The organism is Flavobacterium sp. 140616W15, assembly GCF_003668995.1.
In the GTDB taxonomy this organism is placed as follows: domain Bacteria; phylum Bacteroidota; class Bacteroidia; order Flavobacteriales; family Flavobacteriaceae; genus Flavobacterium.
Genome location: NZ_CP033068.1, coordinates 2,174,504 through 2,190,703, shown reverse-complemented (window position 1 = coordinate 2,190,703; position 16,200 = coordinate 2,174,504). Strand labels below are relative to the sequence as shown.

At 31.1% G+C, this 16,200-nt stretch carries 18 protein-coding genes and 1 pseudogene; 11 read left to right on the top strand and 8 right to left on the bottom strand.

Annotation, left to right across the window (positions count from 1 at the left end):
- Positions 1-451: 451 nt before the first annotated feature.
- The 4 genes and pseudogenes from EAG11_RS22785 to EAG11_RS09240 form a co-directional block, all read right to left on the bottom strand.
- Positions 452-838: pseudogene (locus EAG11_RS22785) on the bottom strand (peroxiredoxin family protein); the annotation flags it as partial.
- 18 nt (positions 839-856) lie between these two features.
- Positions 857-1,618: a DUF4369 domain-containing protein gene (locus EAG11_RS09250; protein ID WP_129538944.1), complete on the bottom strand. Its 762-nt coding sequence runs from the start codon at positions 1,616-1,618 to the stop codon at positions 857-859.
- 252 nt (positions 1,619-1,870) lie between these two features.
- Positions 1,871-2,311 carry a KTSC domain-containing protein gene (locus EAG11_RS09245; protein ID WP_129538943.1) on the bottom strand — a complete coding sequence of 147 codons (441 nt, stop codon included), beginning with the start codon at positions 2,309-2,311 and terminating at the stop codon, positions 1,871-1,873.
- 210 nt (positions 2,312-2,521) lie between these two features.
- On the bottom strand, positions 2,522-2,773 hold the full coding sequence (locus EAG11_RS09240; RefSeq protein WP_129538942.1) for a hypothetical protein: 252 nt from the start codon (positions 2,771-2,773) through the stop codon (positions 2,522-2,524).
- An 88-nt stretch (positions 2,774-2,861) separates the two neighbouring features.
- Between EAG11_RS09240 and EAG11_RS09235 the strand changes: the two genes are divergently transcribed.
- From EAG11_RS09235 to EAG11_RS09195, 10 genes are all read left to right on the top strand, one after another.
- Entirely contained in the window at positions 2,862-3,407 is a 546-nt protein-coding gene (locus EAG11_RS09235; protein WP_129538941.1) for a hypothetical protein, read from the top strand.
- Complete coding sequence (locus tag EAG11_RS21670) at positions 3,407-3,559, top strand: hypothetical protein (RefSeq protein WP_164998683.1); 153 nt, start codon at positions 3,407-3,409, stop codon at positions 3,557-3,559. Before EAG11_RS09235 ends, EAG11_RS21670 begins: the two co-directional genes overlap by 1 nt.
- An 11-nt stretch (positions 3,560-3,570) precedes the next feature.
- Entirely contained in the window at positions 3,571-3,792 is a 222-nt protein-coding gene (locus EAG11_RS09230; protein ID WP_129538940.1) for a hypothetical protein, read from the top strand.
- A gap of 14 nt (positions 3,793-3,806) precedes the next feature.
- Positions 3,807-4,187, top strand: a complete 381-nt coding sequence (locus EAG11_RS09225) for a YchJ family protein (RefSeq protein ID WP_129538939.1) — start codon at positions 3,807-3,809, stop codon at positions 4,185-4,187.
- A gap of 106 nt (positions 4,188-4,293) precedes the next feature.
- Positions 4,294-5,412, top strand: coding sequence for a VWA domain-containing protein (locus tag EAG11_RS09220; RefSeq protein WP_129538938.1), 1,119 nt, complete (start codon positions 4,294-4,296; stop codon positions 5,410-5,412).
- 225 nt (positions 5,413-5,637) lie between these two features.
- Positions 5,638-7,101 carry an AAA family ATPase gene (locus EAG11_RS09215; protein ID WP_129538937.1) on the top strand — a complete coding sequence of 488 codons (1,464 nt, stop codon included), beginning with the start codon at positions 5,638-5,640 and terminating at the stop codon, positions 7,099-7,101.
- A 159-nt stretch (positions 7,102-7,260) separates the two neighbouring features.
- On the top strand, positions 7,261-7,854 hold the full coding sequence (locus EAG11_RS09210; RefSeq protein WP_129538936.1) for a 2OG-Fe(II) oxygenase family protein: 594 nt from the start codon (positions 7,261-7,263) through the stop codon (positions 7,852-7,854).
- Between the two features lie 645 nt (positions 7,855-8,499).
- Complete coding sequence (locus EAG11_RS09205) at positions 8,500-9,786, top strand: Glu/Leu/Phe/Val dehydrogenase (protein WP_242499323.1); 1,287 nt, start codon at positions 8,500-8,502, stop codon at positions 9,784-9,786.
- 165 nt (positions 9,787-9,951) lie between these two features.
- Positions 9,952-11,175 carry a sterol desaturase family protein gene (locus EAG11_RS09200; protein WP_129538935.1) on the top strand — a complete coding sequence of 408 codons (1,224 nt, stop codon included), beginning with the start codon at positions 9,952-9,954 and terminating at the stop codon, positions 11,173-11,175.
- 137 nt (positions 11,176-11,312) lie between these two features.
- Positions 11,313-12,410, top strand: a complete 1,098-nt coding sequence (locus EAG11_RS09195) for a DUF695 domain-containing protein (protein WP_129538934.1) — start codon at positions 11,313-11,315, stop codon at positions 12,408-12,410.
- An 87-nt stretch (positions 12,411-12,497) separates the two neighbouring features.
- Here EAG11_RS09195 and EAG11_RS09190 read toward each other — a convergent pair whose 3' ends face one another.
- Positions 12,498-12,866, bottom strand: a complete 369-nt coding sequence (locus EAG11_RS09190; protein WP_129538933.1) for a helix-turn-helix domain-containing protein — start codon at positions 12,864-12,866, stop codon at positions 12,498-12,500.
- Between the two features lie 101 nt (positions 12,867-12,967).
- On the opposite strand from EAG11_RS09190, the gene EAG11_RS09185 reads away from it, so the two are divergent.
- Positions 12,968-13,339 carry a DoxX family protein gene (locus tag EAG11_RS09185; RefSeq protein WP_129538932.1) on the top strand — a complete coding sequence of 124 codons (372 nt, stop codon included), beginning with the start codon at positions 12,968-12,970 and terminating at the stop codon, positions 13,337-13,339.
- Between the two features lie 82 nt (positions 13,340-13,421).
- On the opposite strand, the gene EAG11_RS09180 is transcribed toward EAG11_RS09185, so the two are convergent.
- The 3 genes from EAG11_RS09180 to EAG11_RS09170 all read right to left on the bottom strand — a co-directional run bounded on the left by EAG11_RS09180 (position 13,422) and on the right by EAG11_RS09170 (position 16,133).
- Positions 13,422-14,189, bottom strand: a complete 768-nt coding sequence (locus tag EAG11_RS09180; RefSeq protein ID WP_129538931.1) for an SDR family oxidoreductase — start codon at positions 14,187-14,189, stop codon at positions 13,422-13,424.
- A gap of 101 nt (positions 14,190-14,290) precedes the next feature.
- The gene (locus tag EAG11_RS09175; protein WP_129538930.1) at positions 14,291-15,220 is read right to left on the bottom strand and encodes an AraC family transcriptional regulator; all 930 of its coding nucleotides are present in this window, start codon (positions 15,218-15,220) and stop codon (positions 14,291-14,293) included.
- A gap of 79 nt (positions 15,221-15,299) precedes the next feature.
- Positions 15,300-16,133 (bottom strand): AraC family transcriptional regulator, encoded by an 834-nt coding sequence (locus tag EAG11_RS09170; RefSeq protein WP_129538929.1) that lies wholly within the window; start codon positions 16,131-16,133, stop codon positions 15,300-15,302.
- Positions 16,134-16,200 lie beyond the last annotated feature (67 nt).

Sequence of the window (16,200 nt, the reverse complement as noted above, 5' to 3'; positions counted from 1 at the left end):
TGATAACAAGGCGTTTTTTTTGAAATATAGGTAGAATAGCATGATTTTATTTCTCAGTCTCAGTAATCAGTAGTGTTATCTTGAGTGGAGTTGAAGGGGTATCAGTTCTAGTTTTCAGTTTTCCTCCTTTGAGTCTTTGTAATTTTGAGTCTCTATTGAGGAGTTATTTTATGAGTTCCTTCCTTTGTCTGTATGACAAAGTTGGTTATATTGATTAGTCATAGTAATCAGTAGTGTTCTTCTGAGGAGTCGAATGACAGTCGTAGTTTTCAATGACAGTGTTTTACTTTATTTTAAATGTAGTTTTTAAATCTAACTAGTAAATGGATTATAATCTCGTATAAGTGGTGTTATTAGTCCGTATTTGGTGTTTAAGTTGTAAACTTTTGGGTGGTGTATAAAACAAAAAATCTCCACTAGGGAGATTTTTGTTTTATACTGAATATTGGTATTATTTAGCTAAAAGTTCAATAATTTTTGCTCTTAATTCATCGCCTCTTAAATCTTGTGCTACTACTTTTCCTGATGCATCTAGTATAAATGTTGCAGGAATTGATTGAACACCGTATTGAGCAGCAATTGGCTCATCCCAAAATTTTAGGTTAGAAACTTGCGTCCAGGTTAAATTATCTTTTGCAATAGCTTCTTTCCAAGCTTTGGCATCTTTATCTAAAGAAACTCCAATAATATTAAGGCCTTTAGAATGTAGCTCTTTGTAAATAGCTACAACATTTGGATTTTCTTTTCTGCATGGTCCACACCATGAAGCCCAAAAATCTACAATGGTAACTTTTCCTAAGCTTTCTTTAAGAGATACCGTTTTTCCTTCTGGATTAGGAGCAGAAAAATCTGATCTTCAGTTAGCGCTACCAACTGGAGGAGCAGTAGCACCAACAGCAGGCATTTTCATTTGACCAATTTTTTCTTTTATTTCTTTACCAGGCTTAGTGTTCTTTACAGATTCATCTAAACTAGCGTAGATCGATTCAACTTTTTTCAAATCCGTTGAAGGATCGTTTAACATTCCTTTGATAATTAATGCAGTAATGAAAGATTTTGGGTGAGATTCAGCGTAAGTAGTGTACTTAGATTTAGTTTCAGTTTGTACATCACCTTGTAATTTCATAAATTCTTTCATCAAACCATTGATTACTGCAGTATCTTGAGCTTGTTGAGCAGTATTCATAGTAGCTGTATTTTTTTTCTGGAAATCAACTAATTTCTTTTGAACTTTCATAAGTTCGTCGTTGAATTTTACATACTCATCATTGTTGTATGTACCAGAAATTTTAGATTTATGGATACTATCTTTATCTACAACAACTGTAATTTCTCCAGTTTCAAGAATAAAAGGAACAGGTCCTTGAATGTCTTGTATTTGTAATATGTGAAATGCAGGCTCAGTAACTTTACCTTTAATTTCGAATTTTCCATTTTCAACTTTTACAGTATCAAGAGAGATTGCTGCTCCAGTAGTTGGATCTTGAGTTTGTAGGATGATAGTTTTCCCATTTTCAATTCCTTTTGCAGTACCAGTAATTAGGTATTCACCGTCTTTAACTTTGTTGCATGAAATTATTGCTATAGAAGCAGTAAGTAAAAAAAATATTTTTTTCATTATTAATTAGTTAATTGATTTGAGGAACAAAAGTATTTAAAATTATATGACTTAAATAATTTTGTAACCTAAAATTTTGTTATTGTTTTCTGAAAGTTAAAACACTTGTAATCAGTTTGTTTTGCGGTGTTTTAGTAGGTAAGTGTTGCGTTTTTATGTTAATTACAAAACATAAAACAATATTTTGTGTGTTTTTATAGCAAAAAAAAAGCATCCGCCAGAGGGGATGCTTTTCTAAAACAACTAGAAAAACTAGTCTTGATTTGTTTTCTTTCTCCAAGTAAAAGAGTTAAGAATATGTCTTTTTGCAAATCTTCCAGGAGAATCTGCATTTACCATTTTTACATAAGTAGCTTTTGGTACACTGATGTACTCATATACACTACCATTTGAGAAATCAATAATTAATCTACCTTCTACAAATTTGTAATCTGTAATAGATGAATTAGAGATTGTTTCTGTGTATTCTGGCAAGTTTTGCTTAATTGTCTCAGGATTGATGCTTACCAAAAAGTGGTATGCTTCAATTACTAATTTACTTTTTTCTTCTGCTTCTTTTAAACCAGCGTCGTTACCTTGAAATTTGTCAGGATGACATTCTTTCATAGCATTACGATAGATTGTTTTTAAATCTTTTAATTCTGCAGTTTTGTCTACATTAAGTAACTTGCGGTATTCAACTATTTTTTTCATAAATAAGATAACTACTTGTCTATTAGGTTTAAATTAATATTTGTTTAATTTAAAAAAGACAAATTTTTTGCAAAGGTACACTTTTTTTTAACTTTTTACTTTCGTAGAAAAAAATATTCAAAAATATATAAAACACTGATTTTAAAGTGTTAAAAATAGGTTTTTTATCGAAAGGATCTGCTGAGAATTAAAACTTAGAAAATAATCGAATTATTTTTGCTCCGGTTTATTATTTGCTTTATCAAAGTTTTTTGACTTTTTTGGATATTTATTATAACTAATATCACTTGGGTTTTCGATTATAGATTTTATAGTAATCCAATCTCCAACTACGTGATTAGCATGTGCCATCTTGTAATCCAAAAGGTATATACCACAAAAATAATTATTATTTTCGTCCTTCTCCATTATTCCTGTATAAACCCCTTTTTGTAACATTTTTTCTTGAGAAGCTTTTGTCATGATATTTTTATTTAAAATTTGATGCAGCAAAGTTAATCAATATATTGTTTGGTTTAGGGAGTTCGTGACAATCTGAGTATATTTGCACATGCAAAAAAACTTTAGACCAAATCCGAATTCATTCAAAAATACATTTTGTGTTTTTCAGGAAGTAACAATGAATGAAGTCAAGGGGTTGAAAATTCAGTTTGAAAGTAAGGCAGGGAGTACTTATTATTATTCAGATTTGGGAATGTATCGTTTTTCAAATCATTGGGGAAGATTGGCCAATAGTAAATGGCGTTTAATCGCTTTAGAACCAGAAACAGAGTCTAAATTTAAATTAGGTTTTGCCTCATGGAACTCTTTTTATCCTGATAATGCAATTGATAAACTGTATTATATAGAAGCTGATTTTAATAAAAACAGTGTTAATTATCAACATAAAAATAATCCTGAGTACAATAATAAGGCATTACTTAGAACAAGTTTTGATACAACAAAAAGAATTAAACAAATAAGAAATTTACAGCAATTAACTTCATGGGCAAAATATTTTGATTATGATGATATTGCTGTTTTGCGAGAATCAATTATAAATGAACTTATTTTTACCAATAAAACATTGGAAGAAATTAAAAAAGAGATACAATAATGGGAAGGAATAACGAAAGGAATATCAAGAAACACAACGATAAGTTGCACAAAGCACAAGATAAAGCAAAGCAGGCTGTAATTGCGCGTAAGGAGAAACTAAAAGAAATTGTAAAGAAATTTAATGAAGATAAGTCTTCATCTGAAAAATAGAATATAAATATATGGAAAACGATAAATTCAACGGTTTAAAAGAAAGTGTTCAGGAAATTATAGATTTAATTGCTGCCAAACAAAATAAATCTGCAAATAATAAACTAGTAGAAGTAAGCGATATCTTAGATGAATTACTTGATTTTTCTGAAGAAGACGAAGATCTAATCGAGATTAGTAAATATCAGGTTTTACTTAATCAATTGCATCAAAAGATAAATACTGCTGAATAATATTAAATATTTTCATGGAAAACTCCAAATGTTATTGTGATACAGGTTTAGATTTTGATAATTGTTGTGGTTTGTATCTCAAGAATAATCTAAAAGCGCCAACAGCCTTAGCTCTAATGCGCTCTCGTTTTTCGGCTTATGTTACTAAAGATGCCGATTATTTATTGGATACGACACATGCCTCTGAAAGAAAATATTATTCGAAAGAAGATATTTTGAATTGGGCTACGACCAATGAATGGCTACGATTAAAAATTATTAGTTTTACAGAAACGACTGTGGCTTTTAAAGCATATTTTTTAGATGAAAATAAACAATCTCAAACGCATTATGAGTTTTCTACTTTTAAACAAGAAAATAATGTTTGGTACTATCTAGAAGGTAAGTTTGAGTAATTAGTAGTTTTATACTGATTATGAGGTGTTTTTAGAGGAATCTTTTAACTAAAAATTAATATCTGTTTGTTTTTGCTACACTCTAAAATGATGTAATTTTAGAATTATGAAAGAGGAACATAAAAAAGGCTTTTATTTTAAAACGTACGAAGCTCCAAATCAGTCTCCGTTTGAAAAACTTTTTGGTATTTTCAAGGAACTAATTACTCATACTTCGGGTGATTTTGATGAGGCTATAGACTGGCTTCGTGAATTGGATAAAGAATACAAGCTTACAGATGAAAATTATACCATCGACGATTTTATAGAAGATCTGAAAAAGAAAGGATATATAAAAGACGAAATAAAAGAAGATGGTTCTTCGGGAATAGGGATTACTGCTAAAACTGAACGTGCGATACGACAACAAGCACTTGATCAGATATTCGGAAATTTAAAACGCTCTGGAAACGGAAATCATAAAACCAAATACGCTGGAAATGGAGATGAACATACGGGAGAATTCCGTGAGTTTCATTTTGGCGATGGGCTTGAACGAATTTCGCTTACAGAGAGTCTACGTAATGCTCAAATTAATAATGGAGTAGATGGCTTTGTGCTTACCGAAAATGATTTGGTTGTAGAAGAGACACAATACAAATCACAAATGAGCACCGTTTTGATGATAGATATTAGCCATAGCATGATATTGTATGGAGAAGATCGTATCACACCTGCAAAAAAAGTCGCCATGGCTTTGGCAGAATTAATTACTACGCGTTATCCTAAAGACACTCTAGATATTTTGGTTTTTGGAAACGATGCCTGGACAATTGCAATTAAAGATTTACCATATTTAAAAGTTGGACCTTATCATACCAATACAGTAGCTGGTTTGCAATTGGCAATGGATTTATTACGCCGAAAACGAAATACGAATAAACAAATCTTCATGATTACAGATGGTAAACCAAGTTGCGTTCGTGAACGTGACGGTTCTTACTATATGAATAGTAATGGTTTAGATGAGTATATTGTAGATAAATGTTATAATCAGGCGCAACAAGCCAGAAAGTTACATATTCCTATTACCACATTTATGATTGCAAATGATCCTTATTTGCAGCGTTTTGTCAATCATTTTACCGAAGCAAATCAAGGGAAAGCATTTTATACAGGATTGAAAGGCCTTGGAGAAATGATTTTTGAAGATTATGAAGCTAATAGGAAAAAGCGAGTGCGTTAGTTTGCAGTATTCAGTCTCAGTTTACAGCTATAGTGTTGAGATGAATCGGAGTAAATTTTAAGATATTCAAAGGTTTTACTGTAGAGGCTCACAGTAGTGCGTCTGATTATTGATTTTATTAGAAACAAATTTTACAGGTTTAATTCAAAAAACACAAAAAATAAAAACTGAAGATTTTATAAATTTTTAAATCATTTAATCTTTCAATTTTTAAATAATATAGATATGGAAATAAATAATATAAACACATTAGGTGAATTAAACGCTTCAGGATATAAAAGTAAGAGCATCAAAGATGAATTACGAAATAACCTTCGTGAGAAAATAAAATCAGGAAACCCAGTTTTTGATGGTGTACATGGATTCGAAAATACAGTTATTCCTGAACTAGAACGTGCTATTTTATCACGTCATAATATTAATTTATTGGGACTTCGAGGACAGGCTAAAACGAGATTGGCTCGTAAAATGGTCGAATTGCTAGATGAATACATTCCATTTGTAACAGGTTCAGAGATAAATGATGATCCATTGAATCCCATATCACGCTTTGCAAAAGACATAATTTCTGAAAAGGGCGAGGCAACTCCAATAAGCTGGCTGCATAGAAACGATCGTTTTTTCGAAAAATTGGCAACACCAGATGTTACTGTTGCTGATTTGATTGGAGATGTTGATCCTATAAAAGCAGCTAATTTAAAATTGTCATATGCTGATGATCGTGTAATACATTTTGGAATGATTCCGCGTGCTAATCGTTGTATTTTCGTTATTAATGAATTACCCGATTTGCAAGCAAGAATACAAGTGGCGCTGTTTAATATTTTGCAAGAAGGAGATATTCAGATTCGAGGATTTAAGTTACGAATGCCATTAGATATGCAATTTGTATTTACTGCAAATCCTGAAGATTATACTAATCGTGGAAGTATAGTCACGCCATTAAAAGATAGAATAGGATCTCAAATTTTAACACATTATCCTGAAACAGTTGCAATTGCCAGAACAATTACAGAGCAGGAAGCTAAATTAGATGCAGAGCAAGAAGAGTTGGTATATGTGCCAGGTTTAGCAAAGGATTTATTAGAACAAATAAGTTTTGAAGCTCGCGAAAGTGAGTTTGTAGATAATAAGAGTGGTGTAAGTGCTAGAATGAGTATTACGGCCTACGAAAATTTATTAAGTACTGCTGAGCGCCGTGCATTGCGTGCAGGTGTTGATAAAACTAGTTTGCGTTTATCGGATTTTATGGGAATTATTCCGGCTATTACAGGAAAAGTTGAGTTAGTATATGAAGGAGAGCAGGAGGGAGCAGCGATTGTTGCCCAGCACTTAATAGGTGATGCAATTCGAACATTCTTCCCAATATTTTTTCCGAAAATTGAAAAATTAGAAAAACCAAACGAAAAAACACCCTATACAGATACGATCGAATGGTTCTTTACCGAAAGTGGTTTTGAATTATTAGATGATTGTTCGGATGCTGAATACAAGAAAATTCTTGATGGCATTAAACCATTGGATGTCTTGCTAAAAAAATACCAACCTGAATTACCCGCGGAAGATCACTATTTTATGAAAGAGTTTATATTATGGGGATTAGTTGAATATAAAAAACTAAGTAAGGATCGTTTTTCAGAAGGATATGAATTTAAGGATATATACGGGAGTTACATCAGTAAATTATAAAGTAAATAGAAAGGGTTTGATAATTATCAAGCCCTTTTTTATGTCGTTAAAAATTTAATTCTAAAAAGGTTATACTATTTATCTCTGATTATAGTGTCGCAAATTTTATTTAGCCTACCTTGCTCCGTTGGTTGTACTTGCATTCCATCAAAAACATAAATGGAAAATAGCTTTGAGGCTTTGATCGCTACTTATATAGATAATAAAGTAGGTATATGCGAACATTTTTTGAGTACAGAATTGGCAAATAATTTAAAACAAAATCTTCTTGATTTAAATGCCAAAAGTTTACTGCTCGATGCTGGAGTCGGGAATTTAGATAAAGTGACTTATGATGGAGCTATTCGTAGTGATTCGATTTATTGGCTTGACAAAAAGCACAATAATGCATTCGAAAATGAATTCTTTGTTCAAATTGAGACATTTATTGCTTATTTAAATAGTAGCTGTTATGCTGGAATTACGGGCTATGAATTTCATTATTCTTTATATGAAAAAGGAGATTTTTATTTAAAACATTTAGATCAATTTAAAAATAATCCTAGCAGAAAATATTCGATGATAAGTTATTTAAATGCCAATTGGGAAGAGAGTGATGGAGGAGAACTGCTTATTCATCAGTTAAATAACAATCAAAAAATTAGTCCTACACAAGGTAAAACGGTTTTCTTTAAAAGTGATGAACTTGTTCATGAAGTATTGGTGACTCAAAATACAAGAATGAGTATTACAGGTTGGTTAAAGAGTGATTAAGTAATTGTTTTTCAGTCTGTTTTGAATTTTTATAAAAATAACTCTACTAATTCTATAGAATATTAGAAATATATTTATAGATTTGTAAAAGAAATGAGAAACGAAAGCCAAAATACGATCCCTTATGACTGTGATACTATAATGTGTTATATGTATGATTTGTTATATGAACAGGTTTTCTATAGTTTGGTTATTTAGCTAAAGAGCATTTTTTATTTAAGATTATTAAAAAGTAAATAATATAAATCATTAAGAAGTTAAGTTTTATTAAGTATTGCTCTTGTTCTTACTAAGAATTAAATTAGGTTTAAATCTGTGTCATTTTTAAGTAATTAGAAGAATTAGAGATAAAATAAAATTAAGCGGTTAAGTATTTTAAACTTAATAGGACTTAATTTATTAATGGTGAAAAATAAAAATAGTCAAGGTTAGTAATAAAATAAACATGAGATTATATTCTATAAATAGTAACATTATGATGCAAAGCTGCCACATGAAAATCCCTCCCTGTTGCAGAAGTTGCTATTGTTTATAAAATAATATTTATGCTCTTTCGTAACAGTTCCGAAAGAGTTTTTTTATGCCGTTCGCATTTCAATTACTGTACTTATTTAATAAAAATATAATTTAACACCCCATAAAATTATGAGTTCACAAATCGTAAAACAGAATCCTTTTCAATCGATGATTGATCGTTTTAATATAGCTGCTGACATTCTTAAATTGGATGAATCGGTTAGGCAAAAACTACAGAGACCAGAGAAACAGATAGTAGTTAATTTTTCTATTACACTTGATAATGGTACAGAACAAAATTTTGAAGGATATCGCGTAATTCATAATACTGCTTTAGGACCGTCTAAAGGAGGTATTCGTTATGATACAGCTGTTAATCTAGATGAGGTAAAAGCCCTTGCGGCATGGATGACCTGGAAATCAGCAGTTACTGGAATTCCTTTTGGAGGAGCTAAAGGTGGAATTATCTGTGATCCGAGATTACATTCTAAAACAGAATTAGAAAAAATAACAAGGGAATATACCAATGCATTGTCAGATATTTTTGGACCTGATAAAGATGTTCCGGCGCCAGATATGGGAACTGGTCCAGATGAAATGGGATGGTTAATGGATGAGTTCTCTTTAATTCATGGAAAAACAATTCATTCTGTTGTAACCGGCAAGCATTTGCATTCAGGAGGTTCATTGGGTCGGGTAGAAGCGACAGGAAGAGGAGTGAGTATTATAAGTATTCTGGCACTTCAAAAATTAAAATTGAGACCTGCAAGAGCTACAGCAGCTATTCAGGGATTTGGTAATGTGGGACTTCATTCTGCTTTATTTTTATTTGAAAAAGGACTAAAAATTGTTGCTGTTAGTGATGTCTCTGAAGCCTTTTATAATCCGCAAGGAATTAATATTCCAGAGCTTATCTTGTACTATAATTTAAATAATAAAAGCGTTAACGGATATCCAAATGCTGTTGCTATAAAACACGAAGATTTATTATTACTTGAAGTAGATGTTCTTATTCCTGCTGCTAAAGAAGATGTGATTACAGCAGTAAATGCGGGATCTGTACGTGCTAAAATTATAGTTGAAGGAGCTAATGGCCCTGTTTCTTCAGATGCTGATAGAATCTTGCATGAGAATAATGTTTTGGTAGTTCCGGATATTTTAGCAAATGCAGGTGGAGTTACGGTTTCTTATTTTGAATGGCTTCAGAATTGTCTTTTAGAGTCTTGGAGGATCAATCAGATTAACAAACGTTTGGAAGATATATTAGAGAAAAGCTTCGAAACTGTTTTTGCTACTTCTGTAAAATATAAAATAACACCGCGTATTGCGGCTTATGTAATTGCTTTGCGTAAAGTGGCAGATGTTCAGCAAGTAAAAGAAATTAAATTGATTGAGAAAAAATTCAAACAGAATTAAAAGCAATTGAGTTTTAAAATTGACTTTAAACTGGTTTAAGATAATTTTCATTGGCTACATATTGTATTTTTTTTGATATTTTTTTTTGAAATACAGCATTGGTTAGTTGCGTAAGTATATAGTCAATGGAAATGTCTTTTACTCAATATTTTTAACGTATTTAGGATGGAACATATTAATTTTTTGGCTTTTGCCATGCCTGCTTTTTTTCTTTTTGTTTATATAGAATTTCGATTGGCACAACGAAGTAATAGACCTGAATTATTCAATTATGAAAGCTCTGTTTCAAACATAAGTATTGGTATAGCTGAGCGATTAATTAATCTTTTTATTGCAGCAAGTTTTTATCAATTGTATTATTACATCTATAATAATTACAGAATTTTTGATATTCCGAGTAATTTTCTGGTCTGGATTGGATTAATTCTCGCCACAGATTTCGTTTGGTACTGGTATCACAGGCTGGGACATGAGGTGAATTTTTTCTGGGCAGCACATATTGTACATCACCACAGCAGTGAATTTAATTTTACAGCAGCAGCAAGAATAACTACTTTTCAGGCAATTATTCGTACTGGATTTTGGTGCATATTGCCGTTTATTGGCTTTCATCCCAAGATGGTTATTACAATGTTAATTGTGCATGGTGCCTATTCTTTTTTTACGCACACTCAGATTATAAAGAGAATAAAATGGTTAGAATATGTTCTTGTCACGCCTTCGGTTCATGGAATTCATCATGCTTCTGATGAGAAATATTTGGATAAAAACTACGGAGATATGTTTACATTTTGGGATCGTATTTTTGGAACTTTTCAGGAAGAAGAAGAAAAACCAAAATACGGATTAACGCATCCCTTAAAAAGCTATAGTTTTCTTTGGCAGCATTTTCATTATTATTTTGAAATTTATGAATTATGGAAACGTTCTAAAGGATTTAAAGCCCGTTGGAATGCCATATTTGGAAGTCCTGCCGATATGGATCAAGATATCCGTCCAATACTGGAAAAGCGCTTTCTTCAAGACAAAGACAATCCAAGTCACCGACTTAAATTTAAGAATTACCTTTATTTGCAACTTGGTATAAGTACATTTTTGCTAACTATTTTTACTTATTATTTTGATTCTTTGGATGCATCTGACAGAATATTTGTTTTGTCTTTCATCATAATCACACTGATCAATTGCGGAGCGCTTTTAGAACAGCGAAAGTGGATTTATTACCTTGAATATTTCCGAATTTTTATTTGTACGACTTATTTTTTATATGTTGTGAATGAAGTCGAATATTTTATTATTCCTGTTGTTTTGATGTTTTTGGCGGAGCAGGTTTTTTCTTTGGGTGAAAAATATCAAAATGTAGTGCTTCAGCTTGAAACTTCTGAGTGAGGGGGTGATTTATATAATAACCTTTGATGTTTTTTTTGCTAATTTGATTTTGAATGTCTTGCTCTTTTGTTATATTTGAAAGTAAAATAATACATAACGACTGTAAAATAATTTATAGAAAAACAAGAGTATCGATAATGGGATTAATCAATAGTATTTTAGGAAAAAAGGACGCAGCTATAAAATCATACGCTGATTTTTGGAATTGGTTTGAAAAAAATGAAAAAGTTTTCTTTGAAGCAGTGATGAGTAAAGGGGAAAATATAGAAAAAGATTTTTTTGATAAATTATCTCCTAAGTTAGGAGAGCTAAAAAAAGGCTATTTCTTTTTGGCTGGAATGATGAACGATACTACTGCAGAATTAGTTTTAACTGCCGATGGTAATATTAAAAATATTGTTTTTGTAGAAGAATTGGTACATGCCGCTCCTAAGCTTCCTAATTGGAAATTTACAGCATTAAAGCCAGCAATCGATATTAATAATTTAGGAATACAAATGAATGGTTTTACTTTTGATAAAGACAATTTGTTTTTTTATTCAAATGATGAAAATGAATTTCCTGATAAAATAGATATTACAATTGTTCATTTGGATTGTACTAAAGAGAACGAAGCAATTATAACGAATGGAACATTTATCTTTTTAGATAATTATCTTGGCGAATTGCATTTTACTGAAAACATTGATAGAATTAATGTGATTGGTACAGCTGAAGCTAATAAAGAGTTAGTACCTATTGAAAAACTGAAAGATTTCTTAATTTGGAGACAAAAAGAATTTGTTGAAAAATATGAAGGGGTAAGACATGATACAGAAAATGACGGTTATGCAAGCCTTGAAGCTACTCTTAATAATGGAATGCCGTTGATGGCAGTTATTAACTCGACATTGTTTGAATGGGATGCAAAACCATCTCACCCTTGGATTGTAGCTATAAGAATAGGATATAATGGAGAGGACAATAATGGATTTCCTGATAGCGAAATGTTTAATTTATTGAATGAAATTGAAGATGATTTTTTAATGGTAAAACTTAAAGATTCAGAAGGGTATTTAAATTTAGGCCGTGAAACAGCAGATAGTTTAAGAGAGATTTATTTTGCTTGTAAAGACTTTAGAAAGCCTTCGATAGTGCTTGAAGAAATCAAAAACCAATTTGCTTCACAGGTAGATATTGAATACGAGATTTATAAAGATAAATACTGGCAATCGTTTAGTAGATTTATGAACTAGCTTTGGCTTTATGAGTAGATACTCTCAATGTTTTATTGGAAAAAGTATATTAAAAGCATCCATCTCAGGCGGATGCTTTTTTGTTTTTTATAAGGCCATTGTATTGTCTTTTTTATGGTTTTTATCTCCCCAGTCAGCCATTAAATTCAAGATATCTTCAAAAGATTTGCCAAGAGTAGTTAGTTCGTATTCTACTTTAGGAGGAACTTGTGGGTGAACGATTCTATTTACTAATCCATCACTTTCTAACTCCTTAAGTTTAGAAATGAGCATGCGTTCAGAGATTCCAGTAAGCCTAGATCTTAATTCGCTATATCGAAGTTTGTGTTCATTTATTAGATAGCTTAATATATTTATTTTCCATCTTCCTCCAATTAAAGACAGTGTGTAGGCAATACCACAAGTTTCGGTTAAAAAATTTTCATTAATGCTATTGGTAGAATTTTTCTTTCTCATAATGTGTACTTACTTTTTTATTAGTACCCAACAATTTTGTATGTACTTATATAAATGCAAGTTAGTAAATATATTTGCTGTATAAATAAAATATATAAAAAATGGAAACTATTAAAACAATTATTCATTGGTCTAGTTATTTGTATTATCTATATGTGTTTGGATATGCCTCGCTTTTTAAAATTTTTCAAAAAGAATCAATGATGAAAAGCATGGAATCTTTAGGATTTAACAAGATCTGGACGATCTATATTGGTATTGGAGAGTTTATAGGTGTTTTGTTGATTGTTATAGGGCTATTTAATCCGCCTATAAAAACAATTGGAATTTTATTATTGTTCCCTTTTGCAGTGGGAGCATTTACAGCTCATATGGCACATCACGAGTACAATCATTTTTACAATTCGCTTATAATGTGTATTCTGACTGTATTGTTATTATGGTCTGATAAAAATTTTAAAATAATTTTGTAAATGAAATTACTGATTGCAGACGTTTTAAGGTTAATTAAGCTCCTGTTTTGAAGGAGCTTAATTTCTTTAAGAAAAAGAAGTTTTAGAGATTCATTCCTCCCGAAACTTCAATGCGTTGAGCATTAATCCATCGGGCATCTTCGGTACATAAAAATGCTACAACACCGCCAATATCATCAGGTAATCCGGCACGACCTAATGCTGTTACTGATTTAACATAATCATTATACTGCTGGATATCTCTAACGGCTCCACCTCCAAAATCGGTTTCAATAGCTCCTGGAGCTACAACATTAACTGTGATTTTGCGATTGCCAAGTTCCTTAGCTAAATATTTTGTAAGTGTTTCTATAGCGCCTTTCATAGATGCGTAAGCAGAATAACCTGGTGCAGTAAATCGAGCTAATCCTGTTGAAATATTTATTATTCGCCCTCCGTCATGTAATAAAGGCAATGCTTTTTGGGTTAAAAAATATACTCCTTTGTAATTGATGTTCATTAATTGGTCAAATTGTTCTTCGGTAGTTTCCGAGAAAGGAGTATTAATTCCAATACCGGCATTATTGATTAAGAAGTCAAAACGTTCTGTGTGGAAAGTGTCTCTTAAAATAGTTGCAATTTGAGTATAAAAAACATCAAAGCTCTTTATATCTCCGCCAGTATTAAGTTGTAAAGCAATTGCTTTTTGTCCTAATTTTTCAATTTCAGATACTACGATTTTAGCTTCGTCTTGATTGCTATTATAGGTAAGTATTATATCTATTCCTTTTTTAGCAATACTAATTGCCATATTCTTACCTAATCCTCTACTGCCTCCAGTTACTAAGGCTATTTTTGTATTTGCTGCCATTTTTATATTTGTTTATAAATGAAAGAACAAAGGTAAATATGAAATGAAATGAGCTATTTGTAAATTTCAATCAGATGTTTGCAAAATTCAAATACCATTAATTATAATCGAAATGATAAGGGAGTTAGCGAAGTTTGTTTTTTGAAAAAATTAGAAAAATGGGCTAGTTCTTCAAAACCGAGAGTATATGCAATTTCAGATACATTCCAGTTTGTTTCCTTTAGTAAAATCTTTGCTTCTTGTGTTAATCTGCTGCTTATTAACTCGGTTGTAGTTTTACCCGTATTTTCTTTTAGAACTTTATTAAGGTGGTTTACATGAATGGATAATCGTGCAGCAAAATCTTTAGCCGTTTTTAATTCGACTTTCTGATGTGGAGATTCTATTGGGAATTGTCTTTCAAGTAATTCTATGAATAATGAAGAAACTCTTGCTGCAGAATTGTGTTTAGAATATAAGGCAGTAACAGGCTGCAGTTTTTGTCCAAAATGGATTAATTCTGAAACGTAATTACGAATTAAATCATATTTATAAGCATAATCAGAATTAATTTCGGAATGTATCTTTTTGAATATTAGTTCGATTTCTGTAGTCTCATCATCGCTGAGTTCGAAAACGGGATATCCATCAGATTTAAATATAGGAAGTTCATCCAGTTCTATTCCGTTTTTATTCCCTGTAATAAACTCGGATGTAAAAACACAAAAATGACCAGATTGATCAGTGTCTAGAGGGACATAATGGTAAGGGATTTTGGGAGTTGCAAATAAGATAGCATTTTTTTGAATGTCAATTATTTTGTTTGCGTATTCAGCCCTGTTTTTTCCTCGAATCAAACTTATTTTATAATAAGCTCTTCGATCATAAGACATAACGGGTTTATCCTGAAATTTTTCCCAAAGTTCTTTTATATTAAAAACATTGAAGTGACCAATTTCTTTCTTAATATCATTTGGTAATAGTGAGCTAGGCTCAATGTCTGAACCTTCTGTGATTTCTTTGTAAAACTGGTCGATTGAAGTCGTTTTCATATAAAGGACTTGTAAGATTCAAATATACGAAATAATGTACTTGAGTTATGTGGTCTTTTTTGTTTTGGAATAGATGATTTTATAGCTTTTTAAAATCAGTAGGTTTCATGTTTTTTCTTTTTTTAAAGTAATTCGATAAATGACTTTCATCAGTGAAACCAAACTCGTGAGCAATTTGCTTGATTGGCATTTGGTTGTTTGTAATTCTTTTTTCGATTAATATAGTCCGCAAATTATTGATATAATCGCGATAACTAATAGAGAATGCTTTTTTAAAATAAGCACTAAAATAGGATTCGGCAATATTAAAATGAGCTGAGATTGCTTTTATCTGAACTAATTTTGGATAATAGATTTTTTGATGAATATAGGATGTAATCTGCTCGCTATCAATAGAGGCCCCTTTTGTTTTAGGATTCATACTGCGCATGGTCTCCTTTATTAATCCGAAGATAGAGAGAATTTGATAGAAAACAATTGGAGAAGTAGTAACATCAATCCTGCTATTGTAAGCAGTAATATTCTCAATTGTATTTTTTAGTATTGTTTTACATGGTTCGTCTAGTTTAAGGACTGTTTCTTTGAGTAATCTATCCCGCATAAAACATTCCGGAGTATTCAGAAGTAAATCATCACAAAACAGGCTTTTATTTGAATTGAAATAATTATCAGTAAACTTGATATATACAAATCGCGTATTTTTTTTAATGTCAAAATAATGCTCATCTTCTGGCGAAACTACAAATAAGTCACCTGCTTTATAGGGAAGTAAGTTTTTATTAAGATGATGAATACCATTGCCTTTTACGATATAAATAATTTCATAATAGGTATGACTATGAAAAGGAAGATGAAATTTCTCCTCTTCAAATTCATCTATAACGAGAGTTTCAAATTGATTTAATTTAGGCATGCTTGATATGTACAAGTTTATGTCGTAAATATACAACTTATTTTATGCATGATGGAAGTAAATTTGC

Excerpts from the sequence above, each read along its gene's own strand:
- EAG11_RS09235 (WP_129538941.1), top strand. The coding sequence starts at position 2,862 with ATGCAAAAAAACTTTAGACCAAATCCGAATTCATTCAAAAATACATTT.
- EAG11_RS09190 (WP_129538933.1), bottom strand. The coding sequence starts at position 12,866 with ATGAGAAAGAAAAATTCTACCAATAGCATTAATGAAAATTTTTTAACC.
- EAG11_RS09205 (WP_242499323.1), top strand. The coding sequence starts at position 8,500 with ATGAGTTCACAAATCGTAAAACAGAATCCTTTTCAATCGATGATTGAT.
- EAG11_RS09215 (WP_129538937.1), top strand. The coding sequence starts at position 5,638 with ATGGAAATAAATAATATAAACACATTAGGTGAATTAAACGCTTCAGGA.
- EAG11_RS09225 (WP_129538939.1), top strand. The coding sequence starts at position 3,807 with ATGGAAAACTCCAAATGTTATTGTGATACAGGTTTAGATTTTGATAAT.
- EAG11_RS09185 (WP_129538932.1), top strand. The coding sequence starts at position 12,968 with ATGGAAACTATTAAAACAATTATTCATTGGTCTAGTTATTTGTATTAT.
- EAG11_RS09220 (WP_129538938.1), top strand. The coding sequence starts at position 4,294 with ATGAAAGAGGAACATAAAAAAGGCTTTTATTTTAAAACGTACGAAGCT.
- EAG11_RS09210 (WP_129538936.1), top strand. The coding sequence starts at position 7,261 with ATGGAAAATAGCTTTGAGGCTTTGATCGCTACTTATATAGATAATAAA.
- EAG11_RS09200 (WP_129538935.1), top strand. The coding sequence starts at position 9,952 with ATGGAACATATTAATTTTTTGGCTTTTGCCATGCCTGCTTTTTTTCTT.
- EAG11_RS09250 (WP_129538944.1), bottom strand. The coding sequence starts at position 1,618 with ATGAAAAAAATATTTTTTTTACTTACTGCTTCTATAGCAATAATTTCA.
- EAG11_RS09240 (WP_129538942.1), bottom strand. The coding sequence starts at position 2,773 with ATGACAAAAGCTTCTCAAGAAAAAATGTTACAAAAAGGGGTTTATACA.
- EAG11_RS09195 (WP_129538934.1), top strand. The coding sequence starts at position 11,313 with ATGGGATTAATCAATAGTATTTTAGGAAAAAAGGACGCAGCTATAAAA.
- EAG11_RS09180 (WP_129538931.1), bottom strand. The coding sequence starts at position 14,189 with ATGGCAGCAAATACAAAAATAGCCTTAGTAACTGGAGGCAGTAGAGGA.
- EAG11_RS09230 (WP_129538940.1), top strand. The coding sequence starts at position 3,571 with ATGGAAAACGATAAATTCAACGGTTTAAAAGAAAGTGTTCAGGAAATT.
- EAG11_RS09175 (WP_129538930.1), bottom strand. The coding sequence starts at position 15,220 with ATGAAAACGACTTCAATCGACCAGTTTTACAAAGAAATCACAGAAGGT.
- EAG11_RS09170 (WP_129538929.1), bottom strand. The coding sequence starts at position 16,133 with ATGCCTAAATTAAATCAATTTGAAACTCTCGTTATAGATGAATTTGAA.
- EAG11_RS09245 (WP_129538943.1), bottom strand. The coding sequence starts at position 2,311 with ATGAAAAAAATAGTTGAATACCGCAAGTTACTTAATGTAGACAAAACT.
- EAG11_RS21670 (WP_164998683.1), top strand. The coding sequence starts at position 3,407 with ATGGGAAGGAATAACGAAAGGAATATCAAGAAACACAACGATAAGTTG.